The 26208-nt window shown below is 72.4% G+C and carries 27 protein-coding genes; 4 read left to right on the forward strand and 23 right to left on the reverse strand.

The window, feature by feature from the left end:
- Positions 1-112: 112 nt before the first annotated feature.
- The 13 genes from ddaH to ACFTWP_RS23950 form a co-directional block, all read right to left on the reverse strand.
- On the reverse strand, positions 113-934 hold the full coding sequence (ddaH, locus tag ACFTWP_RS23890) for a dimethylargininase (RefSeq protein WP_380266734.1): 822 nt from the start codon (positions 932-934) through the stop codon (positions 113-115).
- Between the two features lie 181 nt (positions 935-1115).
- Complete coding sequence (locus tag ACFTWP_RS23895) at positions 1116-1610, reverse strand: CinA family protein (protein ID WP_380266779.1); 495 nt, start codon at positions 1608-1610, stop codon at positions 1116-1118.
- A gap of 271 nt (positions 1611-1881) precedes the next feature.
- Complete coding sequence (locus tag ACFTWP_RS23900) at positions 1882-2184, reverse strand: hypothetical protein (protein WP_380266735.1); 303 nt, start codon at positions 2182-2184, stop codon at positions 1882-1884.
- 171 nt (positions 2185-2355) lie between these two features.
- Positions 2356-2733, reverse strand: coding sequence for a MerR family transcriptional regulator (locus tag ACFTWP_RS23905; RefSeq protein ID WP_380266780.1), 378 nt, complete (start codon positions 2731-2733; stop codon positions 2356-2358).
- Between the two features lie 1147 nt (positions 2734-3880).
- Positions 3881-4219 (reverse strand): sigma-70 family RNA polymerase sigma factor, encoded by a 339-nt coding sequence (locus ACFTWP_RS23910; RefSeq protein ID WP_380266736.1) that lies wholly within the window; start codon positions 4217-4219, stop codon positions 3881-3883.
- Positions 4220-4656: 437 nt separating this feature from the next.
- The gene (locus ACFTWP_RS23915) at positions 4657-5493 is read right to left on the reverse strand and encodes a class II glutamine amidotransferase (protein WP_380266737.1); all 837 of its coding nucleotides are present in this window, start codon (positions 5491-5493) and stop codon (positions 4657-4659) included.
- Between the two features lie 351 nt (positions 5494-5844).
- A complete protein-coding gene (locus ACFTWP_RS23920) occupies positions 5845-6639 on the reverse strand; it encodes a phosphatase PAP2 family protein (protein WP_380266738.1) in 795 nt (264 codons plus the stop codon).
- A gap of 205 nt (positions 6640-6844) precedes the next feature.
- Positions 6845-7798, reverse strand: a complete 954-nt coding sequence (locus ACFTWP_RS23925) for a YihY/virulence factor BrkB family protein (RefSeq protein WP_380266739.1) — start codon at positions 7796-7798, stop codon at positions 6845-6847.
- A 192-nt stretch (positions 7799-7990) separates the two neighbouring features.
- Positions 7991-9880: a diacylglycerol kinase family protein gene (locus ACFTWP_RS23930; RefSeq protein ID WP_380266740.1), complete on the reverse strand. Its 1890-nt coding sequence runs from the start codon at positions 9878-9880 to the stop codon at positions 7991-7993.
- A gap of 194 nt (positions 9881-10074) precedes the next feature.
- Positions 10075-10440, reverse strand: coding sequence for an STAS domain-containing protein (locus ACFTWP_RS23935; protein ID WP_380266741.1), 366 nt, complete (start codon positions 10438-10440; stop codon positions 10075-10077).
- Positions 10437-11792, reverse strand: coding sequence for a SpoIIE family protein phosphatase (locus tag ACFTWP_RS23940; protein ID WP_380266781.1), 1356 nt, complete (start codon positions 11790-11792; stop codon positions 10437-10439). The genes ACFTWP_RS23935 and ACFTWP_RS23940 overlap by 4 nt, the downstream gene beginning before the upstream one ends.
- Entirely contained in the window at positions 11792-12601 is an 810-nt protein-coding gene (locus ACFTWP_RS23945; RefSeq protein WP_380266742.1) for an alpha/beta fold hydrolase, read from the reverse strand. Before ACFTWP_RS23945 ends, ACFTWP_RS23940 begins: the two co-directional genes overlap by 1 nt.
- A 195-nt stretch (positions 12602-12796) precedes the next feature.
- Entirely contained in the window at positions 12797-14026 is a 1230-nt protein-coding gene (locus ACFTWP_RS23950; RefSeq protein ID WP_380266743.1) for a phosphatidylserine/phosphatidylglycerophosphate/cardiolipin synthase family protein, read from the reverse strand.
- Positions 14027-14572: 546 nt separating this feature from the next.
- Between ACFTWP_RS23950 and ACFTWP_RS23955 the strand changes: the two genes are divergently transcribed.
- A complete protein-coding gene (locus ACFTWP_RS23955) occupies positions 14573-15646 on the forward strand; it encodes a YihY/virulence factor BrkB family protein (RefSeq protein WP_380266744.1) in 1074 nt (357 codons plus the stop codon).
- A 77-nt stretch (positions 15647-15723) separates the two neighbouring features.
- Here ACFTWP_RS23955 and ACFTWP_RS23960 read toward each other — a convergent pair whose 3' ends face one another.
- From ACFTWP_RS23960 to ACFTWP_RS23975, 4 genes are all read right to left on the reverse strand, one after another.
- Positions 15724-18129, reverse strand: a complete 2406-nt coding sequence (locus ACFTWP_RS23960; protein ID WP_380266745.1) for a SpoIIE family protein phosphatase — start codon at positions 18127-18129, stop codon at positions 15724-15726.
- A gap of 213 nt (positions 18130-18342) precedes the next feature.
- Positions 18343-18867, reverse strand: a complete 525-nt coding sequence (locus ACFTWP_RS23965) for a hypothetical protein (RefSeq protein ID WP_380266747.1) — start codon at positions 18865-18867, stop codon at positions 18343-18345.
- A 123-nt stretch (positions 18868-18990) separates the two neighbouring features.
- Positions 18991-19371, reverse strand: a complete 381-nt coding sequence (locus tag ACFTWP_RS23970; protein ID WP_380266748.1) for a low affinity iron permease family protein — start codon at positions 19369-19371, stop codon at positions 18991-18993.
- A gap of 82 nt (positions 19372-19453) precedes the next feature.
- Positions 19454-19777: a plasmid stabilization protein gene (locus tag ACFTWP_RS23975; protein ID WP_380266749.1), complete on the reverse strand. Its 324-nt coding sequence runs from the start codon at positions 19775-19777 to the stop codon at positions 19454-19456.
- 409 nt (positions 19778-20186) lie between these two features.
- On the opposite strand from ACFTWP_RS23975, the gene ACFTWP_RS23980 reads away from it, so the two are divergent.
- Positions 20187-20672, forward strand: a complete 486-nt coding sequence (locus ACFTWP_RS23980) for a flavin reductase family protein (protein WP_380266751.1) — start codon at positions 20187-20189, stop codon at positions 20670-20672.
- Between the two features lie 181 nt (positions 20673-20853).
- On the opposite strand, the gene ACFTWP_RS23985 is transcribed toward ACFTWP_RS23980, so the two are convergent.
- The 5 genes from ACFTWP_RS23985 to map form a co-directional block, all read right to left on the reverse strand.
- Positions 20854-21816 (reverse strand): WGR domain-containing protein, encoded by a 963-nt coding sequence (locus ACFTWP_RS23985; RefSeq protein WP_380266753.1) that lies wholly within the window; start codon positions 21814-21816, stop codon positions 20854-20856.
- Positions 21817-22094: 278 nt separating this feature from the next.
- Positions 22095-22547 (reverse strand): ATP-binding protein, encoded by a 453-nt coding sequence (locus ACFTWP_RS23990; RefSeq protein ID WP_380266754.1) that lies wholly within the window; start codon positions 22545-22547, stop codon positions 22095-22097.
- Positions 22547-22912 carry an STAS domain-containing protein gene (locus ACFTWP_RS23995; protein ID WP_380266755.1) on the reverse strand — a complete coding sequence of 122 codons (366 nt, stop codon included), beginning with the start codon at positions 22910-22912 and terminating at the stop codon, positions 22547-22549. The genes ACFTWP_RS23990 and ACFTWP_RS23995 overlap by 1 nt, the downstream gene beginning before the upstream one ends.
- 53 nt (positions 22913-22965) lie before the next feature.
- Positions 22966-23751, reverse strand: coding sequence for a SigB/SigF/SigG family RNA polymerase sigma factor (locus tag ACFTWP_RS24000; RefSeq protein ID WP_380266756.1), 786 nt, complete (start codon positions 23749-23751; stop codon positions 22966-22968).
- Positions 23752-24449: 698 nt separating this feature from the next.
- Positions 24450-25217 (reverse strand): type I methionyl aminopeptidase, encoded by a 768-nt coding sequence (gene map / locus ACFTWP_RS24005; RefSeq protein ID WP_380266757.1) that lies wholly within the window; start codon positions 25215-25217, stop codon positions 24450-24452.
- Positions 25218-25279: 62 nt separating this feature from the next.
- On the opposite strand from map, the gene ACFTWP_RS24010 reads away from it, so the two are divergent.
- Positions 25280-25555 carry a helix-turn-helix domain-containing protein gene (locus ACFTWP_RS24010; protein WP_380266758.1) on the forward strand — a complete coding sequence of 92 codons (276 nt, stop codon included), beginning with the start codon at positions 25280-25282 and terminating at the stop codon, positions 25553-25555.
- A gap of 105 nt (positions 25556-25660) precedes the next feature.
- Here ACFTWP_RS24010 and ACFTWP_RS24015 read toward each other — a convergent pair whose 3' ends face one another.
- Positions 25661-25831: a hydrophobic protein gene (locus tag ACFTWP_RS24015; RefSeq protein ID WP_380266760.1), complete on the reverse strand. Its 171-nt coding sequence runs from the start codon at positions 25829-25831 to the stop codon at positions 25661-25663.
- Between the two features lie 145 nt (positions 25832-25976).
- Here ACFTWP_RS24015 and ACFTWP_RS24020 point away from each other — a divergent pair, with 145 nt between their 5' ends.
- On the forward strand, positions 25977-26150 hold the full coding sequence (locus tag ACFTWP_RS24020) for a CsbD family protein (RefSeq protein WP_380266761.1): 174 nt from the start codon (positions 25977-25979) through the stop codon (positions 26148-26150).
- Positions 26151-26208: the final 58 nt, after the last annotated feature.

The following is a 26208-nucleotide window of genomic DNA, read 5'->3' on the forward strand; positions in this document are numbered from 1 at the left end:
ACGTCCGTCCGGCGCGCACCCGGCCCTGGCGGGCGCTGTGCGCCTGAACAGGCCCGCAAACCACGGCGGCTGTCAGGGGCCGAATCCCGCCTCCTGAGGAAGACGGGGTGGTTCATAGCTCCAGGGTGCAGCATTTGGGGCCGCCGCCGGCTTTGGTGAGTTCGGAGAGGTCCAGGGCGATGGGTTCGTAGCCTTCGGCGGCGAGGCGGGCGGCGAGGGAGCGGGCCGGTGTGGGCAGCAGGACGTGGTGGCCGTCGCTGATGGCGTTGAGGCCGAAGTGGACCGCGTCGTCTTCCTCGACGCGCAGGGCGTCGGGGAAGAGGTTGTGGAGCCGGCGCCGGCTGGCCGGGGAGAAGGCGCCGGGCCAGTACATGATCTGCTCGTCGTTCAGGACGGCGAGGGCGGTGTCGAGGTGGTAGAAGCGCGGGTCGATCAGCGTCAGGCCGACCACCGGTCGGCCCAGGTGGTCGGCCGTCTCGGCGTGCGAGGACGCGGCCGTGCGGAACCCGTGCCCGGCCAGGACCATGCCCGCGACCGCCAGGTGGTCTCCCTCCCCCTCGTTCCAGCGCTCCGCGCACCGCACCTCGTAGCCCCGGTCACGGAACCACTTCTCGTAGGCTCCGGACTCGGGAGCCCTCTGTGGATGGCGGAAGGCCGCAACCAGGGCCCTGTCGTCCAGGACGGTGGCCCCGTTGGCGGCGAACACCATGTCCGGCAGGCCCGGCACCGGATCGATCAGATCGACGACGTGCCCGAGCCCCAGCAACACCCCGCGCAGAGCCTCCCACTGCCGGACCGCGAGCAGCGGGTCCACCGGCCGGGCCGGATCCATCCATGGATTGATCGCGTACTCCACCGCGAAGTACGTCGGACGGCACATCAGAAAGCGGCGCCTGGACGCCGTCCGAACCGTGGACAAGGTCGTGCTGCCCATCCGAATTCTGCTCCCTCCACAAGGCACACCTGGGACTGTGTCCACGCTGCCTGACTTCGCCAGGTCCTGCCCGGAACCGGACCTCGTACAGCGGGCGCCGGGGTGTCCGCACAGGACGGCGGGCGCTCAGGGCGCCTCCCCGGGCAGGTTCTCCGGCGCTCGCAGACAGGCCGGCGAACGGTCAGCGCGTCTCCCCTATGGGACTGTCGGTGGGACGGAGGTGGCCGTGCAGCAGTTGGTGGGCGCCGATGACGGCGGCGTGCTGGACGACTTCGCGGTCTCCGTGGACGCCGAGTTCGACCGAGGCGGTGCCGTGGGGTCCGGCGACGGCGATATGCACAGTGCCGGGCGGATGACCGTCCTGGGGGCGGGGCCCGCGACGCCGGTGGTGGCGAGCGCGTAGGTGGCGCACATGAGGGTCCGCACGCCTGGGCCATCTGTTCCGCGACCTCGCTGTCGACAGGCCCTTGCGGTCCAGCAGGTCGGGCGGCACGTGCAGGACCTGCGCCTTGACGTCGGTGGCGTAGGCGGTGACCAAGCCCTTGAAGACGCTGGAGGCACCGGGCGCCTCGGCCAGCGTCACGGCGAGCCGACCGCCTGTGAGTGACTCGGCGACGGCCAGGGTGCTGCCCGCCGCGTCAAGGGCCGCGTGCAGCTGCCGTGCCAGCAGTCCAATGGTTGTACGCGGTGCCGATCGGCACGTTCACGTCGATCGATTCCTGCACCTTGCTCATCGTTCCACTCACCTTCGAATCGCTTCATCGGCCAGGCAAGCGCCTGCCCCGGCCTTCGGCCGGTATGCCCGGCCTCTACCGATTTCGCCCCATCCGGCGGCACCCGGCAACCAGCGGCGCCCATCCGGGCGCCGGTCCGTCGTGTCCCGCGTGCGGGAGGCACGACGGACCGGTCGTTGGACGTCGGCGCTTCTGACGTCCGTGTGGGCCGGTTCATGTTCGGCTTTGCTGGATCTCGCGTGCGATGTCCTGCCCGGTGGCCTTCAGGTCGCGGGCGGTGCACTGTCCGGCGTCCTTGGTCGTGTCGGTGGCGTGCTGGACGGAGTCCTTCACGGCCTGGGCGGCGTCGGCGGCCGGCTCGCGAAGTTCGTCGCGGACGTCTTGGGCGGCCTCGACGGCGGCCTGCTTGGCGGGCTCCAGCAGGTCCGCGTGCTCGCGCAGCTTCGCACCGCGCTGTTGTTCGGCCTCGCTGGTGGGCAGCAGTGCGGCTGCCAGCAGCCCCGCGCCGAAGGCCATGATGCCGACGGCTGTCGGGCTGCCCTTCGTCTGCTTGCGCAGCTGGGCCGGGGCCCGCCGGACGCGTCGCCGATCTGGGCAGCGGTGTCCTGGTGGTGTCGGCGAGGCGCTCGATCGACCGCAGGGCCCGGCGAGACCACGGACTGGTATCGCCGGGCGACTGGGATGCTGTCAGGTGTCGGCGGTCGGCGTGGGGTCGCCGGCGTCGTGGCGTAGTTGTTGGTTGAGGCGTAGGGCTTCTTCGAGTTGGTCTTCGAGGATGACGATGCGGCAGGCGGCGTCGATGGGGGTGCCCTGGTCGACGAGGTCGCGGGCGCGCATCGCGATCCGCAGTTGGTAGCGGGAGAAGCGGCGGTGGCCGCCCTCCGAGCGGAGCGGGGTGATGAGGCCCTGGTCGCCGAGGGCGCGCAGGAAGCCGGCGGTGGTGCCGGTCATCTCGGCGGCGCGGCCCATGGTGTAGGCGGGGTAGTCGTCGTCGTCGAAGGAGTCCGAGCCGGAGCTGGGGCTGGGGCTGGATCCGGGGTTGGAGCTGGGGGTGTGGGGTCGGATGGTTGCCGTGGTCACTGCACCTCTTCTGTGTAGGGGTCGGGGACGCGTGGAGGGGCCCCGGCGCCATGGGCGGCTCCGGGGCCCCGAAGGGATACATCACCATCTGCCGGCCTCGGGCCGGCTTTTTTCAGTTCCGCACTGCCCCGGGGGAGGGGGTGTGCGGGGATCGCGTATGCGTGACCGGAAACCACCGTCCTTCGTAGCTGGGGGGTCTGCGGTGTCCGCCCGGACGAACCTGCCTCACGGGCCGGGCGATCCTGATGGCGCTCTGTCCCCTCCGTTCATCCTCTGTGGGTACTTGCCTGCGAACTGCTCGGTCCTGCTGGTTCTTCTCAACACGGGTACTGCTGAACTGCGAACTGCCTGGTACTGCTGTGGCGGCCTCGAAGGGTCACCGTGTCCGGCAGCCAGCCCCGTCGCCCGTCCTGCACCTTCCCTGGCTTGGAACCCCACTGCCCGGACCTCCCGGCACGCGCGCCGCAGCCTGGGCGCCTTCACCGGGATACCGCGTACTGCGACTGCAGGTAATGCACCTGCCGAACTGCGGTACCGCTGGGTGGCGGCCCCTGATACCTGCGGGCCACCCGGCCCGGCCGCCGGTCCCGTCGCCGCCTTGCACCTGCCTGGCTTCAGAACCCCACAACCGCGCCGACCTGCTAACTTCTGTGCTTCCGCCCGCCAGTTCGTGTCTGGCAGGTACCGCTCGACTGCTTGCTACGAGAGAAACACTAACCACGGCACTCGGCAATGTCTACTCCCGCCGGCACAGATTTTTCGGAGTTCGAGGGGAAGGTATTCTTCGGCCCGCGACCGGACGGGCCACACCTCGCTGACCAGGGCCCCGAGCGGCATCACCACCGGACGGGAGGACCGGCGATGCAAGGGCGACAGCCCGCACAGGAGTACGCGGCGCCGCCCACCATCCCCCGGCCGGGCGGGCTTCGCTGCTGGCCGCCCTTGCCGAAGCCGTCCGCGACCGTGACGAGCGCGTCCTGCGCCGGCTGCTCGCCCGCTTCGCCGAACAGGCTGTCCTCGCCGGTTGCCCGCCCTGCGCGACGCCCTCGATCCCGGTCCGCTGGGTGAGGACAGGCAGCAACACGCCGCCGATGGCACCTCGGCCACAGGCGTCAGCCGGTCGCACCTCTCTTTACTGCTGGGCGAGCAGTGATCCTCGAAGCCGGCTCAGGGTGCGGTTGAGGATGCGGGAGATGTGCATCTGGGACACCCCGAGGCGCTCTCCGATCTGGGACTGGGTCATCTCGGCACCGAAACGCATGGCGAGAATCGAGCGCTCGCGCTCGGGAAGTGCCGCCACGAGCGGCTTGAGGCTCTCCAGGTCCAGGACCGCCTCGAAGCCCTTCTCCTCCACGGCGAACCTGGCCGCGATACCGCCCTCGGCGTCCTTCTCGTCGCCCGACATGTCCAGCGAGTGCGTGCTGTACGCCTCGGCGGCCTTCACTCCCTCGACGACTTCCTGTTCGTCCATCGACACCGTGATCGGTGGCGGGGTCCAACTGCTCAACGGCGGCGCCATGTACGCGTCCCACCTGCCCGTGGTCTGGCGACCGTAGTCCCTCGCGGTTCCGCCCCTGCGACCGGTTCCCCCGTCGCAGGGGCGACGACGGCAGCCCCTGCCGAGTCCGCCGGTGCACCGCCGACGCTGCGGGCCGCCTGCATGGACTTCGGTCGCCGGCGACCATCCTCGACCGGTTTCCAGGTGGTGCTGCCACCGTCCCATTCGCGGCTGTCCCAGGTCATCAGCAAGGCCATGGGCGTGGTGCGGACCGCGCGGGTCAAGTCCCGCAGTCCGCACAGCCTCAAGCCGTCTCATGTGACGTGGCGGCTTCGGGCGCGAGGTCGGCCTACTCCGTGGCCCGGCGGCCTCGCGGCGTTGCCCGATCAGGCCTCGGTCGGGTCACCTCATCACGCCGGCTCCGGGGCGAAGGGACGCAGATCGTCGTCCCCGGCCCGTACGACGCCGTAGCAGCTCTCGGGTACCTCGTTCCAGGCACCGGGCAGGTCACCGAGGGGTTCGGACACCACCAGGCGGGTCTCGTCGGACACTTCCTGAAGGAAGGACACCTCGGGGTGCAGCCTACGCAACGAATCCACGCGGGTGCTGTAGAAGAGCGACCGTGAGGAACCCTGGCTGGAGTAGCGGAAGGCCCACACGGTCGTCCCGTCGCTGACGGCGACCGTCATCTGTACCGGGTACTCCACGCCGTGCTCGTGGCCGACGCGCTCCACCACCCCCACCATCCTGGCGACGGCGCCCGGAGGGTCCTCCTCCAGGCCGCGGGTGAGCGCCAGGTGGAACATCGTCTCCGAGTCCGTCGTCCCCTCGATCTCGGGGTAGAGCACGGGGTCCACGAGCAGGGTGAGGTCCCGTCGCATCGAGCGGAAGCCTGCGATGGAGCCGTTGTGCATCCACAACCAGCGGCCGTGCCGGAACGGATGACAGTTCGTCTGCTGGACCGCCGTACCCGTCGACGCCCGGATGTGGGCGAAGAACAACGGGGAGGTGACGTGGTCCGCGAGCTCGCGCAGGTTGCGGTTGTTCCAGGCGGGGCCGACATCCCGCATGAGCGCGGGGGTGCCGTTGCCGCCCTCCGGGTACCACCCGACACCGAAACCGTCGCCGTTCGTCGTCTCAACGCCCAGTTTGGAGTGCAGGCTCTGATCGATCAGCGAGTGGGCCGGCTTGTAGAGGATGGTGTCCAGCAGCAAGGGTGTCCCCGAGTAGGCGAGCCATCGACACATGAGCGATCACCTGTGATTCCACCTGCACCTGCGGGAATACCGCTGTGTCCCGCTCGTCCCCGGCTTCCCGAGTCGTCAACGCGTCCGAGGGCTACCGCACTGCCGCGCTCCGCTGATCCGTGGCCCTCCTCCGGTCAATCTCATTTTCGCCTCCCCTGCCATGCATCGCCATGCGGGTAGCGGCGGCGCCACAGCGGCAGCGGCTCCGGGTCGCCGTCGCGCCCGGTGCTGTCACCGGGACGCGGGCGCGTGGCAGGTGCCGATGGCGTCGGTGCCGTCGGGGCTACCGGGGCTACCGGGGCTACCGGGGCTACCGGGGCTACCGGTCGAGCCTTGACCTGCATGGACTCCTCAGCCGCCGCCCCCGGCCGCCAGCACCGGCTCGGGAGCCTCCTGCCCGGCGAGTTCGGGTTCGAGGCCCTCGGTGAGGCGGGGCACGACGAGGCCGCTCTCCGCCCGCCACACGTCGAAGGCCCATGCGGTGGCGCCCACCAGGGCCAGGCCCAGCAGCCAGCCGCCCAGCACGTCGCTCACCCAGTGCACGCCCAGCGCGACCCGGGAGAAGCCCACGCCGACCACCGAGCACCCGGCCAGCAACCAGGCCACCGGACGTAGGGCCAGGGGTACGACGGGTAGCAGCACCAGCAGCAGGACCGCGCACGAGACCGCCGCGGTCATCGCGTGCCCGGACGGGAAGGAGTACCCGCCCGCGTGCGCGACCGGGTCGGCCAGATGCGGCCGGGCCCGGGCGACCGCGAGCTTCGCGAGGAGGCCCACGACGCCCGCGGCGGTCACGGTGAGCGCGGCCCACAGGGCGAGCCGCCAGGCGCGGCGTGCAAGGAGCCAGCCGACGGTGATCGCGACCAGGAACCGCATGGTCCAGGGATCCCAGAGGTAGTCGCTCGCCATCCGGGCGGCCCGCAGCCGGCCCGGGTGCGCCAGCACGACACGGTGGAGGGTCAGCGCCGCGTCCTGGTCCAGGCGGGCCAGCGGTGCCCAGCGGGCTTCCACGAGGACCAGCAGGACGGCGCACGGTACGGCGGCCAGGGCGAAGGCGAGGACCGCGGCCAGCAGCCGGGCGGCCAGCCGACGGTCGGCGTCGGGTCGTGGCAGGCCCGGGCGGCGCCGGGCTGTGGTGGTTCCCATGACAGTGGCGGCTACCCCGCCCATGCCGTTCGACGCCCGCCTTGGCACATCGCCGTCCGCGGTCGACGTTCGACTGGCCGGCCGCGTTGCTGATCGACTCGCCGGGCGCAGTCCTGGACGCGATGGCAGGGGAACGCCGGTGCAGGCGCGTTCTCCGTGCCTGCACCGTTCGCCTGCCCGCACCCGTCCACGGAGCCGCGCCCGCTCACGTCCCCGGATCGGGGGCGACCGGTGCCGGGCTGCCCGCCCGGGCGGCCTCCAGCTGGGCGGCGAAGGCCAGACCGAGGAAGAGCGCGACGGCCGTCAGGTAGGCCCAGAGCAGCAGGGACACGAAGAAGCTCAGGGGACCGTACACCGCGTCGAAGGAGCCGCTCACCCCGAGGTACACCGTCAGCGCCCAGGTCAGCGCCGTCCACAGCACCAGGTAGACGGCGGCGCCGAAGGCCAGCCAGGTGTAGCCCGGCTGTGCCCTGCGCGGTGCCCGCCGGAAGATCACACTGGCCGCGAGCAGGGCCAGCAGGACCCCCACGGGCCAGCGGAGCACGGCCCAGGCGACCACCGTGGTGTGAGTGAACCCGTACACCTCGGCGGCGGCGTCGGCGACCACGCCCCCGGTGGTCAGCAGCACGAACCCGAGGCCCAGCGGTAGTCCGGCGGTGAGCGCCATCAGCAGCCCCCGGAGGTACTTGCGATGGAACGGCCGGTCCCGCTCCAGTCCGTAGATCCGGTTGGCGCCCCGCTCGATCTGGCACATCGCCGTGGCGAGATTGACCAGGGAGAACAGTGCGCCGAGCCAGAGCGCGGCCTCGCCGCCGTCGTCGGCCCGGTCCCGGCTCCGTTCCAGAACCTCCCGGACGACGCCGGTGCTCGGCCCGGAGGTGAGCCGCTCGACGCTCAGCTCGATCACCCGTCCGATCTGCTCGGTGTGCAGGGTGGCGGAGAGCCCGACCACGGCGATCAGGAAGGGCACCAGCGACAGGGTGGTCTGGAAGGCCAGCGCCCGGGCGTGGCTGAATCCGTCGGCGTAGCGGAAGCGGACGAAGGCGTCGCGGGCCAGCTGCCAGCGGCCGTACCGGTGCAGGGCGGACACCGCCTCGTCGCCGGATAGCCCGTCCCCCTCGCGGGTCCTGGTCTGTCTCACCTTGTTGGCTGTCCCCATCGGGCGTCTCCTCCTGGCGGTCGGCGGGTCGGGGTAGGTGGTCGCCCGGACCGGGGGCCGCTCCCGGACCGGGGCAGGGCCGCCGGCGCACGCCGATGCGGGCGGGGGCGAGGGTGGGCGGGGACTCGGACGAGGGCGACGGCACGGCCGCGACGGGGATCCGGGGCGGGGCCCGGGCGGATCAGGGCCGCGTCACGGGCGGTTCGCGCCTCCGCTCGGGCGGTGGCGCGGCCGTGGCGTGGCGGCGTCCGGTGGCGCCCCCGCGGTGAGGTCCCCGGCGGGCCGGGGGGCGTGGATCAGCAGTACCCCGGGGCGCACGGCCACCCGCAGGTTGCGGCCGGGTGGGAGCGGCTCACCGTCCAGTTCGCGCCTGCTGGCCCGGTCGAAGGAGAGATCGATCCGCCCCGCCCGGAAGGTCTCCAGGGGCGCGCCGGCGCCGCCGCGCCCGGTCGCCATCCGTACCAGTGCCCGCAACCAGTCCCCGGCCCCGTGCGGGTCGAAGACCACCACGTCCAGGACGCCGTCGTCCGGCCGGGCGGCCGGAAGCAGGCGCAGGCCGCCCTGAAGGGTGCCGATGTTGCCGACCACCACCATCCGGGCGTCCCGCTCGAAGGGGACTGCGCCGTCGAGCGACAGGCTCACCCGGATCGGCCGACTGCGCAGCCGGCGCAGACCGGCAAGGCCGTACGCGGGCCACCCCAGCAGGTTCTTCAGGCGGCGGTTCGCGCCGGCCATGATCTCCGCGTCCAGTCCGACCCCGGCCATGGCGCTGACGTGGGTCGGGGCCATGCCGTCGCCGTCGGCCAGGGCGAGGTCGGCGTACCAGGGCGGGCAGGCGAGCGCCGCCCGCAGCGCCGACGCCGGGTCGCCGGGGAGCCGGAGGTTGCGGGCCAGCAGGTTGCCGGTGCCGCAGGGCACCACGGCCAGGGCCACGCCGGTGCCGGCCAGCGCGCCCGCGCAGGCCGTCACCGTGCCGTCACCGCCGCAGGCCACCACGAGCGAGGCGCCCGACCGGACCGCCTCCGCCGCGAGTTCCGCGCCCGGGTCTTCCGCCGTGGTCTCGCCGAACACCGGATCGCGGTAGTCGAAGGATTCGAGCGTCCGCCGGACGGACTCCCGGGTCGCGGCATCGACCAGTAGCGGATTGACCACCACCACCGCACGGCGCGCCGCACCCCGTGCACCGGAGCGCGGCACCGGCACCGGCACCGGCACCGGCACCGGCGGAGCCCACCCTTCCGGGCGACGGGTGTCCCGGCCCGCGACGGCCACCCCGACGGCTCCCGATACCCCCACGTCTCCCGGCACACCCGCGACTCCCGGCACGCCCGCGACGACCGGCTCGCTGCGCAGCATCGATACCCTCCGCGGGACGCGCTGGCGCCGCCCGGCCCCCGCCGTGCGTTCCCCCGGCACGTTCTCGGCGGCCCACCGGGGCCGGTCGGTGAGCAGCACCAGGCCCATGGCCACCAGCGACGCACTGCCGTTCACCAGGCCGGCGGCCACGTCGGTGGGATGGTGCATGCCCCGGTAGAGGCGGCTCAGGCCGACCAGGAGCGGGACGAGCAGCAGCACCGAGCAGACCAGGCCGCTCCACGGGCGGCGGATGCGTGCGTGAGCGAGGACGGCGAGCCCGCCGTACAGCGCCAGGGCGGCTCCCGTGTGCCCGGAGGGGAAGCTCGACGTGGGCGGCGCCGCGTCCAGCCGCACGACATCCGGGCGGGTCCGGTCCACGCAGGCGGTGACGGTGAGGAAGACCAGTGCCTGCAACGCCACCGCACCGCCCAGGAAGGCGGCCTGACGCCGGCCCGCCCCAGGCCTCAGCAGCAGCGCCAGCACGCACAGCGCCGTCACCACCGTGATCGTCGGGGTCGCGGCCAGTCCGGAGAGCCAGGAGCTGACGGCATCGGCCGTGCCGCCCCGGTGTCCGGCCAGATAGCGGTCGACGGCGTCCTCCGACGACGTCGCGCCCGTGCCCGCCGGAAGGCGCGTGAGCAGTACGCCCAGCACCACCAGGACGGCGGTCTGGGCCGGTACGAAGCGCGCGAGCACTCGCCCGGCGTGTTTCACCCCTGCAGTCATGCGGCCCGTCTTCCCCCGTTCCGCCCGGTCATCCGGGAGGCCGGGGTTGTCCGGGAGGCCGGGCCGGCCGCCTCACACGTGGGGTTCCGCCGGCCTTCCCACGGAGGGGGCCGCGCCGAGCGGCGTCGGCCCGGCGGCGGCCGACGCCCCGGCCCCCACTCGGCACGGCAGGACCGGACCACCGGTGCCGCGCGTCACGCTCCGCCTTCGGTCCCTCCCACCCACCGGGCAACGGCGTCCCCGACCGTGGGATGGGTGGCGAAGACCCGGGTGAGGCCGGTGACGTCGAAGATGCGGGCCACGCCTGCGGGGACGCCGGCCAGCGCGATGTCGGCCCGGCGGCTGAGGGCGTGGTTGCGGGCGGCCACGAGCAGGGTGATGCCGGTGGAGTCGCAGAAGGTGAGGGCGGTCAGGTCGACGACGAGGAGCTGGCCGGGGTCCAGGTCCTGGCCGAGGAGGACCGAACGGGCCCGGGAGGCGCTGTGGAAGTCGAGATCTCCGGCGATCTCGACGACGGGCCCGGTCGGCGTGCGGCGGGTGGTGGTGCTCAGGTCGGTCATCGCTCGGACTCCGGGACGGGGAGGGGGAGGGGGACGCTGAGAGCGAGCAGGGCGGTGTCGTCGTCCACCCCGGTGCCGAGGGTGTCGAGGAGCTCCCGGAGGGCGGCGATCGCGGCGGGCGCGGTGGTGGGCGCCAATGACGTGCTGAAGTCCAGCAGTGCGTCGTCGCCGTAGCGGCCGCCGTCGTCACCCCTGGGCCTGCCGAGGGAGGCGGTTTGCGCCTCGGTGAGGCCGTCGGTGTACAGCAGCACGGTGTCGCCCGGAGCCAGGCGCACGGTGGTGGAGGCGATCTGGGGGTCGGGGATGACGCCGAGGAGCTGGCCACCGGGGGTGGGCAGGTGGCGGGCAGTGCCGTCGGAGCCCAGAACTATCGCCGGGGGGTGTCCGCCCGAGGCGAGGGTGAGGTGGAAGCCGCCGTCCCGCCGGCCGCTGTCGGGGGTGAGAACGCCGAACAGGACGGTACAGAAGCGCGGGTCGGTGCCGAGGTACTCGTGGGTGAGGACCTGGTTGAGGTTGGCGAGGACGGCGGCGGGGTCGGGATCGTAGACGGCGGCCGCGCGCAGGGTGTAACGGGCCAGTGAGGTGACGGCGGCCGCGGCGGCGCCCTTGCCGCAGACATCGCCGAGGAACAGGCCCCACGTCCCGTGGGCGAGCGGGAAGAGGTCGTAGAAGTCGCCGCCGACCTCGTCGATGGAGGCGATGTGGTAGTACGCGGCGACTTCCAGGCCGGGCGGCGCGGAAAGGGAGGGCGGGAGGAGGGTGCGCTGCAGGGTGGTGGCCAGTTTCTGCAGCCGGGCCCGTTCGGCCTCCACGACCCGGTGGGCCTCGACGGCGGCCCGGCGGGCCTGCTCCGCCTCACGGTGCGCGTCCTCGGCCTCCTTGCGGGCGCGCAGGAGTTCGGCTTCGTAGGCGCGGCGGTCGCGGGCGTCGAAGACGGTGGTGCGGATCAGCAGGGGCTGCCCCTCGTCGCTGGTCCTGACGACCGAGGTGACGAGAACGGGCAGGCGGGTGCCGTCGGACGTCCTGAGTTCGAGGGCGATGCCGCCGATCTCGCCCTGCATGCGCAGCAGCGGTGCGAAGTGCGTCTCGTGGTAGAGCCGCCCGCCGACGGTGAGGAGGTCGGTGAAGCGTTTGCGGCCCACCAGGTCCTCACGACGGTAACCGAGCCAGGTCAGCAGGGTGGTGTTGACCTTGGCGATCCGGCCGTCCATGAGGGTGGACAGGTAGCCGCAGGGGGCGTTCTCGTACAGGTCCACGGCGCTGTCCTCCATCATGGCGGAGAATTGCGTCGCGTCGTCGTCCTCGGGGGCGTGGCCGCAGCCGTTCGACTCCTCACCGCCGGCCGTGACCATCACCTGCGCTCCCGCACGAACGCGATGATCGCTTCGGCGGTGGCCTCGGGGGCGCTGAGTTGCGGGCAGTGCCCGGTCGCGCTCAGCGTGACCAGCGTGCTGCCGGGGATCCGCGCGTGGACGAAGGCCCCGACCTCGGGCGGGGCGATGACGTCCTCGGAGCACTGCGCGATCAGGGTCGGCACACCGACCCCGGCCAGGTCGGCGCGGTTGTCGGAGCGGAAGGTGGTGCGGGCGAAGACGCGGGCGACGGCGGGGTCCATGCGGCAGAAACTGTTCGTCAGCTCCTCCCCCAGCTCCGGACGCTCCGGGTTGCCCATGATGACGGGGGCCATCGCACCGGACCAGCCGAGGTAGTTGGCGTCCAACGACTCCAGCAGTTCGTCGATGTCCTCCGCGCTGAACCCGCCGCGGTACCCGGTCGCGTCGTCGTCGACGTAGCACGGGGAGGGGGTGAGCAACACCAGGCCCGAGAACAGGTCCGGCTCCCGTACCGCCGCCAGCACACCGATCATGGAGCTGACCGAGTGGCCGACGAACGTGACCGGCCCCAGGTCCAGGGCGCACAGGAGCTGCAGTACGTCGTCCGCGTAGCCGTCCAGGCTCTCGTACCGCTGCTCGCTCCACGCCGCGGGGTCGGAGCGCCCGGCCCCGACGTGGTCCATGAGCACCACCGTGAAGTCCTCGGCCAGGGCGGGCACCACCAGGCGCCACATGTTCTGGTCGCACCCGAAGCCGTGTGCCAGCACCACCACCGGGCCGCCGTCCCGACCCGTCACCACGACGTGGTTCCTGCTCATGACGTCCATCCCCCGATCTTCGCAGGGATTCCCGCCCTTCGGACCGGCGTTCGTGCGATCCCCGACACCCGCCCGACGCCCGACGCCCGCCAGGTCGGCCCGCTCGGCGAAGGAGAGCCACCAATCAACCGTTGACGTGCGCGTTCGGTGCATCGCCGGTGCCCACCCGGAGCGCCAACCGCCCGCCCAGCAGGGTGCCGGAGGTCACAGAAAGTGCCGGATGGGCATGGTGGCCGCTTCCAGGGCGCGCAGGCCGACACCACGCGTCCGCCAGCGGGCGGGATCGATCCGCTCACTGCGCGCCACGTCCTCGTCGAAGTGCTGGTCCAGCCGGCCGGTGAAGTCCTCGTCGATCACGGCGAGCATCACCTCCTCGTCATGGTCCAGGGAGCGGCGGTTGAAGTTGCTCGATCCGATGAGTGTGGCAATGCCGTCCACGGTCAGCACCTTGGCGTGCATCATGGTCGGCTGGAACTGCCAGACCGTCGCCCCGGCGGCGGTGAGCTCCTCGAAGAAGCGGGCCCCGGCGAGCTGGCAGACCCGCTTGTCGGTGTGCGGGCCCGGCAGTAGCAGTTCCACCTCCACGCCCCGGCGGGATGCGGCGCACAGCAGGTCCACGAAGTAGCGGTCGGGCGCGAAGTAGGCGGTGGCCAGGCGCAGCCGCCGCTCGGCGGAGGCTATGACGACCCGCATCAGTGTCTGGAGGTCCTGCCATCCGACGGTGGCGGACCCGCGGACCACCTGCACGACGCTGGAGCCGGGCTGGGGGTGGTCCTCGAAGCGGTCCGCCGTGTCGTAGAGGGCGTCCTCGCGGCACTCGGCCCAGTTCTGGGCGAAGGCTGCAGCGATGCCGTCCACAGCCGGGCCTCGTACCTGGACGTGGGTGTCGCGCCACTCGTCCGGGGTGCGGGCGTCGCCGCACCACTCCTGCGCGATCCCCACACCGCCGGTGAACGCCGTCCGGGCGTCGACGACCAGCACCTTGCGGTGGCACCGGTGGTTCTGCTTCAGCGGCGAGAGCCTGACCGGACGGCGGAACCAGGCGACCTGGACGCCGGCGCACTCCATCAGATCCAGCAGCTCCCGCTCGATCAGCCTGCTGCCGAATCCGTCGAGAAGCAGGCGCACCCGGACGCCTCCGCGGGCCTTGTCCGCCAGTGCGTGGGCGAACCGATGGGCGATGTCCCCGCGCCAGTAGACGAAGGTGGTCATGTCCACCGTGTGCCGGGCTTGCGCGACGGCTCGCAGCATCGCCGGAAATATCTCGTCGCCGTTGCGCAACGGCAGGAGTTCGTTGCCCTCGGTCGCGGCAATGCCGATCAGCCGTTCCAGGCGCCGGCGCAGCGCTTGCTTGCGGGCCGCGACGTCGTGGCCGGGATCGCCGGTGCGGCCGGGCTCGGACCCTGGTGCGAGGGTGCGGTCGGCGTCCTTCACGGGAGTCGGGTCGGTTCGAGTGACGGGCTCGGACAGCACGGGGTCCCTCCGGGTGCTCGGGTCTGGCCGTGTCCTGCGGGCCAGACGATGACGGTGACCGGGGGCTGCTACCCGCTCTCGGAGCGTTCATTGCCGGAACGGTCACCACGAAGACGGTCACCGTCGACGGACCCGAGGAGAGGGGCCCGGAGGTGGGCGGGTGCGACCAGCATGCAGATCGGCAGGTCGGTGGCCTCAGGCGCCCGGCCCGAGATCGTCATGGACGATCGCAGCGGCCGCGGTGAGGCCGCCCGTTCCAGGGTGGCGCGACTCGGTACGGCCTGCTGGCAGTTCGGGCACCGGGCGGTACCGGGATCCGGTGTGCCGCCGGCGTCCGAGACCGGACCCGACACGCTTGCCGCCAGGTGGAACGACGTTTCAGCCGTTGCCGACATAGCCACGAAGCGCCACCCTCAGGTCGCACCACCGCCAGGTCCAACCGGGTGTTTTCCTGCTGTTCTGAGGAATTTTGCGGTTCGTCCGGCCCGTTCGGGACAAGTGCTCCCCATGGCACCTGCGTCCGGCAATCACCGACCGACCGGCGAACACCAGCCGATCGATCCGCGCCCGCGGCCCGGCGAGCATCGGGCGCAATCCCCCGGCCCGAGTCGCCGGGTCGAGCACGCGGCCCCCGACGAGTTGGCGGACCTGCCGCGAAGGGCGTGGTGGGCGGTCCTGCGCCGAACGGGCGGGGAGTTCCTCTCCGACGAACTCCCGGACCGCGCCGCCGCCCTCACCTACTACGGCGTGCTGGCCGTCTTCCCCGCCCTGCTGGTCCTGGTCTCGACCCTCGGAGTGATCGGACGGTCGGCGACCCAGGGGATCCTGGACAACCTGCAGGACCTCGCCCCCGGACCGGCGACGGAACTGCTGCGTGACACCGTCAGCCAGTTGGAGAACAACGGCGGCCCCAGCTCGGTGCTGGCCGTGGTGAGCCTGCTGGCGGCCGTGTGGGCCGCGTCCGGCTACGTCGGGGCCTTCATCCGCTCCGCCAACGCCGTGTACGACATCGCCGAGGGGCGCCCGATCTGGAAGGTCACGCCGCTGCGGCTCGGCCTCACGGTGCTCCTGATGGTGATGCTCGCCGCGAGCGCGGTCATCGTCGTCTTCACCGGCCCGCTCGCGGACCGGGCCGGCCGGGCGCTCGGCCTGGGCAGTGCCGCGCTCACCGTGTGGTCCGTCGCCAAGTGGCCCGTCCTGCTGCTGCTCGTCGTCTGCATGATCGCGGTGCTCTACTGGGCCGCGCCGAACGTGCGAGGACGCGGCATCCGGTGGATCACCCCGGGCAGTGCCCTGTCGGTGCTCCTCTGGCTGGCGGCATCGGCCGGGTTCGCCGCCTACGTCGCGAACTTCGCCTCCTACAACAAGACCTACGGCACGCTCGCCGGCGTCATCGTGTTCCTGGTCTGGCTCTGGCTCTCCAACCTCGCGATCCTGCTCGGCCTGGAGTTCGACGCCGAACTCTCCCGGGCCCGCGCCATCGCAGGCGGCCACCCCGCCGACGAGGAGCCGTACGTGGAGCCGCGCGACACCAGCACCTGGCCCTCCGCACCGACGCCGCGCCCGGCGGGGAGCGGCTGAGACGACTCGTCGAGCAGCACGCCGGCCGGCCCGCGGAGCAGCAGCACAGCCACCTTGTCGAGGCCGCCGAGGCCCGGTCAGCTCAACCGCATCCCGATCACGCAGGTGTCGTCGACCGGGTTCGGTGCCTTGAGGCGCCGCAGCACGTGGTCCAGGCAGCCGGCGATGCCGGGCACCCGGTACTCCTCGACCGCCCTGGCCAGTTGGTCGAGGACGTCGTCCAGTGGCTCGCCACGCCGTTCGACCAGGCCGTCGGTGAACATCAGCACCAGGTCCTGCGGCTCCAGCCGCAGGACCGAGCTGCGGTACACGCCGCCGGACACGGCGCCCAGCAGCGGCCCGGGCAGCAGCTCCAGGTACCGCGCGGCGCCGTCGTGGACCACCAGCGGCGGCAGGTGTCCGGCCCGCGCCCAGGTCAGGGTCCGGTCCGCCGGGTCGAGCAGGCCGCAGACGGCGGTGGCGATGAAGCCGCCGCGGATGTGGCAGAGCATCTCGTTGAGCCGCTCCAGCAGGTGGGCGGGCTCAGCGCCGGTGAACGCCATGCCGCGCAGGGCGTCCCGTAGTTGGGCCATGCCGGCGGCGGCGCGCAATCCGTGCCCGGAGACGTCGCCGACGACGATCAGCACCGTGCCGTCGGGGAGGGTCAGGGCGTCGTACCAGTCGCCGCCGACCTTGCCCTCGGCCTCGGCGGGCACGTAGCGGGCGACGACTTCGAGGCCGGGTGTGTCGGGGCCGCCCGGCACGTCCATCAGCGCGTGCTGGAGGGCGAGGACGCTGCGGTGCTCGTCGGCGGTGCGGCGGACCTGGTCGGCGAGCCGGGTGCGGGTGGTGGCCAGTGCCTCCTCGGTGCGGCGCCAGGCGGTCACGTCCTGGACCACCCCGCGCACCGCCAGTGACGGCCCCTCCGCGACGGCGCCGGGCACGCTCTCGGCCATCGCCCGCACGCTGCGGGCGGCCCCGTCCGGACGGACGATCCGGAACTCCAGCGCGGCGGTCGTCTCCCCGTCGAGCAGCCTCCGGGCCGCGTGGCGCACCGCCTCCCGGTCCTCGGGCGCGACCGCCGCCTCGGCCTGCGCCGCCGTGAGGAGGAGGCGCCCGGCGGGCCGTTCCAGCCCGAGCAGCCGGCACACCTCGGGCGAGCAGTCGAACCGGTCGTCGGCGGCCCGCCACTGCCAGGTGCTGAGGCCGGCCAGCCGCTGGGCCTGGACGAGCTGCGTCTCCCGGCGCTCCAGCTCGTCGTGGGTGCGCCAGCTCACCAGCACACCGTCCAGGAAGGGGGTGGCGCGCAGGGTCATGGTGGAGCCGTGCTCCGCGCCGCCGACCGTCTCGACGAACTGCTCGGCCGCGCCGCGGTACGGCTCGCCGGTGGCGGCGACGTCGAGCAGCTGCCGGAAGGTGCCGGAGGCGACCATGCCGGGGTACAGCTCGCTGAGCAGCCGGCCGGTGAGGGCCGCGCCGGTGCGGCCCGCCAGGTCGACGGTGGCGGTGTTGGCGTGCTCCACTCGCAGGTCGGTCACCTCGCCGTCCGCCGCCCGGACGGCGTGCAGGATGAGAACCGGGTCGAGCAACGCCTCCAGCACGGCCCGGAACCACGGCTCACCGGCCGGGAACTGCACTCCCCCGGACTCCGGGCTCAGGGCGAGCACCCGCAGCAGCTCGGCGGCGCAGAGCCGGGCGATCGCGAAGAGGTACTGCTCGATCTCCAGGGTCGGGGTGAACTCGCCCACCCAGCCGAGTTTGATCGCGCCGATCAGCTGCTCGCCGGTGCGCAGCGGCAGCGCGCAGACCGTTTCGCCGGGGACGAGGTCCTGGCCGGTCAGGTCGGGGTAGCGGGCGGCGAACTCCTCCCGGCCGTGCAGCCAGACGGTGTCCCCGCCCCGGGCGGCGTCGGTCAGCGGCAGGGACATCCTCGGCGGGATCCGCTGCCACTGACTGAGCTGCTGGGCCGGCACGCCGTGGCTGGCGACGAGGCGCAGTGCGCCGTCGGGCTCCAGGCAGCAGACGGCGAGCGCGCCGACGCCGATCGGGGCGAGGGCCGTCTCGCCGAGCAGGGCGGCGAGTTCGTCGGGCGACGCGGCGGTGGCCAGGGCCGAGGCGGCGACGTGGTACCGGGCCGCGAAGTCACCCGCCACCGGGTGCCAGGAGGGGGTGGCCGCGACGGCCACGCGGTCCTCCACCCGTTGGAGCCGGGCCATCGGGGCCGTCGAAGGCCTGGGCGTGGGCGGATCCGCCAGGTCCGGTGGGGCTGTCGAGCCGACCAGGTCGGCGGCGAGGTCGACCAGCTTGCGGTTGGCGTCCTGGGAGAGCCGGGTCAGGTGCTGGAACGCCTCGTCCGGTGAGCAGGCCAGCCGCTCGACCAGGATGCCCTTGGCCTGCTCGATCACCGCGCGGGTGCGCATCGCCCGGCGCTGGCCCTCGACCTCGGCGCGCAGCCGGTCGATGGTGGCCCTGTGCCGGGCGCTCTCCTCGTGTTCCTCCGGCATGCTCGCCCCTTTTGGCAGCTCGTCCGCCGAGGTCTGCGTCAAGGGTAGGGCGCGGACGGGCTGTGGCGCACCCCTCGGTCCGGCGGGGCGGGCGGACGGGTGACAGGGCCCGCCGGCACCCGGGGACGTACGACGGGTGCCCGTCGGGTGTGGTCCGCGGCGGAGCTCGCAGCAGAGGTCCGCAGGGTGGCTCACCCACAGGGCCGGCGGGGCTCAGCGGAGCGACAGCCGGTCGGGCCCGGCGCCCCGGGTGAGGACCTCGGCGCTGACCTGGCGGTGCCAGCCGTTGAGCACGCGGGCCTGGTCGTCGGCGCGCCGGGCGAGACGGTCCAGGTCGGCCTGGTCGAGCGCCGGGTTCTCGTCGGCGACCGCGCGAAGGGCCCGCCACAACGCGGCCTTGCCCTCGACCCCGGTCCGCATCGCCTCCAGTTCGACGAGGTCGGACAGCGGCGCACGGTGGACCATGGTGCCGTTGGGCTTGAGCCGCCCGATCCGCTCGGCCGCGAGACCGAGCCAGGTGCGGTAGTGGCGCACCGGCACCCCGAGCCGGTTCATGATCCGTACGAGTTCGTCCCGGTCCTCCTCCACCTCCCGGGCCAGGGCACGCAGTTCGCCGGCGCGTCGGCTGTCGGCGTGGGCGCCGGCCATCCGGCGGGCGAGCGCGGCGCCGCCGAACGCTCCGGTGAGGTGGTCGTTCAGGTAGATGCCCAGGGGCCGCGCGGGTGCTTGGGGCGACATCGGGTTCTCCTTTTCAGGGTCGGGCCGTCGCGGGCGGTCCTCCGGAGCCGCCGGACGCACGGTGCTTCCGGATGCTCCGCTCCGCGGCCGGAACCCGCAGGCGCCGGCCCCCGCCTGCGCGGGTCAGAGCCGCTCCTCCAGCCGGATCGCCTTCCGGAGATCGTCGTGGGCGTCGCCGTCCCGGCCCTCGTGCCGCTCCACCCGGCCCTCGTGCTGCTCCAGGAGCGCCGCGGCGATGGCGTCGAGCTTGCGCTGGACGGCGTGCTCGGCGCGGCGCTCGGAGTTCTTGAGCAGGGCCAGCAGGAGCAGCGTGATCGCCGTCATGGTGTCACCGACGAGGATCTGCCACTCCGTCGACAGGCCGGCCGCGTGGACCGCGAAGAAGAGCAGCACCAGGAGCACGCAGAAGACCGAGAACGTAGGCGAGCTGGTGAGGTTGGAGGCGGCTTCCGCCAGCCGCTCGAAGCGCCCGCGTTTGCCGTCGGCGGGGTGTGAGAAGGTCATGCCCTGCTCCCTAGCACCCGCCACCGCGGGGGTCGTGCGCCGTGGGGCCGTACGCCGCCGCCAGGCGGGGCCGGCGGCGCGGTCAGTGCCCGAGGGCGTCGGCGAGCTGCTTCTTGTTCATCTTGGAACGGCCCTTGACGTTGCGTTGCCTGGCCTCGTTGTAGAGCTGGTCGAAGGTCGGCCCCTGGGAGCCGGAGTGGGAGCGCAGCCCACCGCGGCGGCCGGAGGAGATGTCGTGCGTGGAGGAGCGGCTGGCGGTCTTGGACTCGCCGTGCCGGGCCCGCTCCTTGTTGACGGTCCGGGCGGCGATCTCCTTCGCGCGAGCGGGGCTCTCCCCCCGGTCCTCGGCGCTCTCCTTGATGTGCTCGTACTGCCGTTCCCGCTTGGGACTCGATCCACGTGGCATCGCGGAACTCCTTCGTGTAAGAGGGTTCGACCGGCGTCTGCCCGGTCGACGGATTCTCATTCCCCGGCCGTCCCGCCCATTGCCCGGGCGGCCCCGTGATCCTCGCCTGCCCGGCCCTCCCTCGCCTGTCAGCAGATCTCCCGGACGTACGCGCCGAGGGCGGGGATGGCGGCCGCCACCCCGAGAACGGCAGCCGGACCCCGGGCGTTCAGCCGCGGCACCGTCGGACGGCCCCGCGGCCGCTCCGTTTCGCATCCGCCGGCCTGGGCAGACGCCATGCGTGTCAGGAGGCACAGCCCACCCGGGTGCCGGCCGGGCGACGGTCGGGCCCGGTGAGCTGCCGCCCACCGACGTGCTCGGCCGCATCGGCCGCACGCGCCCGCTCGCTCGATCGTCCTGTGGAGGACCAGTGGGAAGCCCGTTCGACCGCTTCACCGCCCTGCTGGACAATCCGGTCTACGTGGTCACGGCGGCGGACGGCGCGGAGGTCGGCGGGTGCCTGGTCGGCTTCGCGGGACAGTGCTCGATCGATCCGCCCCGGTTCGTCGTGTGGATCTCCAAGGCGAACCACACCTACGGCGTCGCCGCGCGGAGCGGGGCCCTCGCCGTTCACCTGATCCCCCGGACCCGCCCCGATCTTGCCGAACTCTTCGGCGGTCTGACCGGCGACAGCGTCGACAAGTTCGCGGGCGTCGACTGGTCGCCGGGGCCCTCCGGGGTACCCCTGCTGACGGATGTGGAAGCCTGGTTCGTCGGCAGCGTGATCGACCGTGCGGACTGGGGCGACCACGTCGGCTTCCTCCTCGAACCGGTCGCCGGCCACGCGCCAGCCGCCGAGGCCACCCCCCTGGCCCTGCACGACGTCACCGACATCCAGGCCGGGCACCCGGCATGACATCCGACGGAAGCGACCGGGACAGCGGCCGGCAGGTGACACGCTACGACTCCGACATCACCGGGACGACCGACGGCCGCGACGAGACGCCCCAGGAGCGCGGCGGCCGGGATTCACCGGCTGTGGTCCATTTGGAGTTCGGAGGCCCGGGGATGCGTCAGGCGGCAGCCAGGCGGTTCCGTCAGTTGATCAGAGAGGACAACGCATCGGCGAAGGACATCGCTGTGTCGGGTCGGAGGCGGGTGGTTTCGCCTCGGAAGGACCGTACCTCCAGCCAGCTCTGCGGCGATGCCGTCGGCAGTACGTCCATGAGCTTCTGGAGGTCGGCCGGCCGGTAGACCTTGAACGTCGGTGACGGTCGGTAGTGCGACGGCTGGATGTCGAAGCGCATGTCAATGACGGGATACGGCGATCGTCCCCAGTCGCTGTGGGGCAGCGCGGCGTGACCGTGGATGCGGGCGTCGACCAGGACTTCCGGGTCCTCGTCTCCGATCTCGCAGTTGAACACGGGGAAGGCTGTCGCGACCCTCGATGCCGCTCCCGGATGAGCAGCACACGCGCGGCCCAGTGCCGGCGAGCAGAACAACACGTGATCGAAGGACCCGACCGGCCTCGGCAACGGCACCTTGTGGTGGGACCCGCCGTCGAAGGCGAGGTCACGCCTGGAACAGAGGAAGTCCAGGAATCCGGCGACCACCGTGTCCTGGTGGCTGCCGGCTCGCACTGTGAAGCGGACCGCGCTGCGTCCCTGCTCACGCAGCACGTAGTACTCGTAGAAGCCCATCGGGTGATCGGGCGTGTGCGCGCGGCGGTAGACCTGGTCGAAGCCGTCGACCGGCAGGTACCGGGGTGCCGGTGCGTGGGGTCCGGCAGCCCTGGTGATGACGTCCAGCACCGGTGCCCCGGCCTCGGCCTCGGCCGGATCGCAGGGCGGGTTCACCTCGGTGAAGCCCTTGCGGAGACGATCGTTGATCTTGCGTACTGCGTGGCGCCGGGCCTGTTCCTCGTTGTCGAGGATTGTTGTGCTCCCCTTGCCCGGGGTTCGGTCGGAACCCCAGCGGAGGAAGCAGCGGATCCCTTCCTGGCGGATCTGCCAGAACTCAAGCGTGGCCGCTTGCCGCTCGAACCGCCGCCATGTGGTCATCGGGCCTCCCCTGCCGCCTGCGGTAGGCCTGCGCCGGGACCGCACGCGGGCGACCCTATCGCTCGCCTGCGACACGGCCTTCACCGTCGGTCAGGACACCGGGACGCGCATCCGTCCGCCCCAGCGGACGCCCTCTTCACTGCGGGCACGGGTGCGGGTGCGGGCAGGCTCGCACCGTTGGGCGGCGAGGACGTCGGGGTGGCGGGTGTTGGCGCTGCCGTCAAGGCACGTCGACCCTGTGAACCCGCCCATGCCGGTGCGGAGCCCCCACCTCGTGCTCAGCCAGGACCGGCCGGCCTGGGTGGTGAGGCCAGGTCCGCGGGCGGCGCCGCGATCTCGGACCAGACGGTCTTGCCGTGCACGTCGGCGCGACTGCCCCAGGACCAGGAGAGCAGGTCGACCACCCGCAGACCGTGGCCGCCCGGCAGTGCCCTGTCACCCCCGCGCCGCATCACCGGCGGTTCCGGGTTGCAGTCGGCCACCTCCACCCTCAGACCGACGGCTGAGCGGACGAGCCGCAGTTCGATGGGGCCTTCGGCGTACACGGCCGCGTTGGTGACCAGTTCGCTCACGATCAGCAGAACGTCCCGGACGACTTCGCCACGTTCACCCTCGGCGGCCGGCGTCCAGCCCCAGCCGGTCAGCACGTCACGGGCGAACTCGCGACACCGCCCCACCGATCCCCCGCCGGTGGCGAGGACCAGCCGTCGCGTTTCCGTGTCCGTGGGCATCAGCCGTCCTGTACCGCCAGCGCCTCGGCGACGGACGGGTAGATGTGGAAGATCGCCCGGGTGCCGGTGATCTCCAGCATCCGGGAGACCATCGGCCCCGGGTCGGCGAGCATCAGTTTCCGGCCGACGTCCCGGGCGGTGAGCCTGGAGTGGAGCAACAGGTTCAGCCCGGTGGAGTCGCAGAAGTCGAGCCCGCCGCAGTCGATCACGAGCCGGCCGGATCCCCCGTCGAAGGCGTTCTCCAAGGCCTCGCCCAGCAACCCCGCGGTGTCCTGGTCGAGTTCACCCTCGGGCCGGACGACCACACCCTGTTCGGAGGTGCGGACGGCCACCGTCAGCGCGGCCGGAGTGCTCCGGGGGTCCACGGACTCCGCTCCTTCCGTCTCGGTGATGTTCCCGACTTCCACGGTAGGCCTGGTCAGGGTGCCTCCGCCGCCGGATCCTCCAAGCGGGCGCGGAGCGAGCCGAGGGTGGCCGCGAGCAGCCGGGACACCTGCATCTGGGAGCAGCCCATCCGCTCGGCGATCTCGCACTGGGTGCAGCCTCCCCAGAACCGCAGCCGCAGGACGGTGCGCTCGCGCGGCGTGAGGTCCCCCAGCAGGGGCCGGACGGACTCACGGAACTCGACGACGGCGAGGTTGTGGTCCTCGGCGCCGAGCCGGTCGAGCAGGGCGCTGCCCGCCTCGTCGTCGTGGTCCTCACCCAGGGCGTCGAGCGAGCCGGCCCGGTAGGCGCGGCCGACCCGCAGGGCGTCGGTGACGTCCTCGACGTCCAGGAGGAGGTCGGCGGCGATCTCCCCCTGCGTGGGCAGCCGGCCGAGCTGCTGCTCCAGCCGGTCCGAGCAGCGGGCCACCCGCAGGTACAGCTCCTGCAGGCTACGCGGCACCCGCAGCGGCCAGGAGGTGTCCCGGAAGAAGCGCTTGATCTCACCGGCGATGGTGGGGATCGCGTAGGTCACGAACTCCACCCCGCGCTGGTGGTCGTAGCCGTCCACAGCCTTGATCAGACCGACGGTGCCCACCTGGATGATGTCTTCCAGCTCGGCGGCGCGGTGGCGGAAACCCGCGGCGACGAAGCGGACCAGCGGCATGTTGAGTTCGATGACGGTGCCGCGGACGTAGCTGTAGGCCGCGGACCCGCGTTCCAGACCGGCCAGCCGTTCGAAGAGCGCGTCGCTCAGCTCACGCGCCTCGGTCTTTCCCATGGCCCGCATCTCCTGGCGGCTGGGCCGGCCGGATTCCGCGGGCTCCGGGGCGGTCATGGGCCGCCCGGAGGTGTGAGGCATGGCAGGGGGGTAAGGCGTCACGGGCGTGTAAGGCGTGGGAAGGGCGGACACGGTGGTCTCCCTGGCTCGTCCCCGCAGGGCGTCCGCGCCGGTTTCGCGCACCGGACGGGCAGGCGAGGATCGGAGGTGGGAGCCGTCGTGCCCGGCTTCTTCAGGCAGCGGCGTCCCGGCGTGATCGTTTCTTGTGCCCGGCGGTGAGCCGGACCGGGGGCGGAGCGGGACAGAGGCCCGAACACTCCCTTGTTGCCCTGTACCCCGATCCCACCCGCAGCAATCCTCGGCCCGGTGCGACACAGTCGGGCAGCCTGCACGGACGACAGACCGCCGAGGCGGTTCGGACGTATGAGGCGATGCGGTCCGGCAGCCGCAGGAGTGCCCCGCGGGATGTGGTGATTCCGCACCGGGCGCCCCGAGCGCTTGCAGTCGGCCGGGGCCGGCAGGCCGCCGTCGGCGAACCGGCCCCGCCGGGTCGGCACGGTGTCCACGTGCGGGCGGGTGTCCGAGGACGCGTGACCGCCCACCAGGAGCTCGGCACCGGCAGGAGGCCGTGATCCCTGGTCTGCGCTTACCGAGAGTGGCCGACTTCGTCCAGCTGCCGCGTGCGAGCGGGTTCGAGGTCAGGGCAGGGTGAGGATGCGGGGGCCGTCCTCGGTGATGGCGATGGTGTGTTCGATGTGGGCGGCTCGGCTGCCGTCGATCGTGCGCAGGGTCCATCCGTCGGGGTCGGTGTGGTAGTCGTTGCGCCCTCCGGCCATGAGCATGGGTTCGAGGGCGAGGGTGAGGCCGTGGCGCAGGGGGTAGCCGCGGCCGGGTCGTCCGTGGTTGGGGACGTGGGGGTCTTCGTGCATCTGGCGGCCGATGCCGTGGCCGCCGAAGTCGGCCGGCATGCCGCAGTCGGCCTTGCGGGCGACCCTGCTGATGGCATGGGAGATGTCGCCGATGCGATGGCCGGTGGTGGCGGCGGCGATGCCGGCGTCCAGGGCCTGCTGGGTGGCGGCGATGAGTTCGAGGTCGGCGGGGCGGGCGGTGCCGACGGTGAAGCTGATCGCGGCGTCGCCGGTCCAGCCGTCGAGTTCGGCTCCGCAGTCGATGCTGACCAGGTCGCCGTCGCGCAGGCGGTAGTCGTCGGGGATGCCGTGGGCGACGGCGTCGTTGACGGAGGCGCAGATCACGGCGGGGAAGGGGACGGGGGCGAAGGAGGGCTGGTAGCCCAGGAACGGGGAGCGTGCCCCGGCCTTGGCGAGAACGCCGCGGGCGGCTTCGTCGAGCTCGCGCAGGCGAACTCCCACGGCTGCCGCCGCGCGTGCGGCTGCGAGTGCGTGGGCCACGACGCGTCCGGCTTCTCGCATCGTCTCCAGTGCCGTGTCGGTCTTGATCTCCACCATGTGTCGTGACTCCCTGCGATGCGATGCTGCCCAATACTTATACCGGTATTAGTATCACGGGTATGGTGAGAGTCCCTTTGAGTCCGCAAGAGCGGCAACGCGGAGAGCGTTTCGGTGCCCTGCTCCGCCAGGCCCGCGGTGACCGCAGCATGGTGGACGTGGCAGCGGCGGCCGGGGTGTCGGCGGAGACACTCCGCAAGATCGAGACCGGCCGGGCCCCGACCCCGGCCTTCTTCACCGTGGCGGCCCTGGCCCACGCGCTGGGCCTGTCGCTGGATGACCTGGCCACCGCCTGCGCGGAGGACGCCGACTGCGACGGGCAGGCCATGTCGGCGTGAACGTCAGACACGCGCCGTTCGACCCCTCCGGAAGAACCTGGACATGCCGCGGCGGGGTGCGCTGCCTGCGCACCCCGCCGAGCCAGGATTCGTGTGCCTGGACTCCTACCAGCGGTACCAGCGGTGGCGCCGGCCCGAGGAGTGCGTGCCCCGCTTGGCGAAGCCCACCAGCCACACCACCAGCACGATGATCGCCACCCACCAGAGGGCCTTCAGTGCGAACCCCGCACCGAACAGGAGCAGGGCCAGCAGCAGAACGAGAAGAAGGGGAACCATCGTGACCTCCGTGGGGATCAACCAGTGCTGTGTCGAACCGTCGGCTGCCCGGGTGCGGCGCACATATTCGTAGGAATCTTCCCCGGTGGAGGGGGCAGGCGCCCCGGTGTCAGCATCAGGGCACGGCGACTGCGAGGAGAGCACGATGAGCACCGGCGACAAGATCGAGAACAGCGGCGAGAAGCTCAAGGGCGCCGCCAAGGAAGCGGCCGGCAAGGCCGTCGGCAACGAGCGTCTGAAGGCCGAGGGCAAGGCCGACCAGGCCAAGGCCGACATCAAGCAGGCCGGCGAGCACGCCAAGGACGCCCTCAAGCACTGATCGTCCCCGAGCACCCCCGCGGGCCCCGACCGAATCCAACGGTCGGGGCCCGCGGCGC

Origin of the sequence: Kitasatospora sp. NPDC057015, from assembly GCF_042673745.1 — a bacterium.
Taxonomy (GTDB): Bacteria; Actinomycetota; Actinomycetes; order Streptomycetales; family Streptomycetaceae; genus Kitasatospora.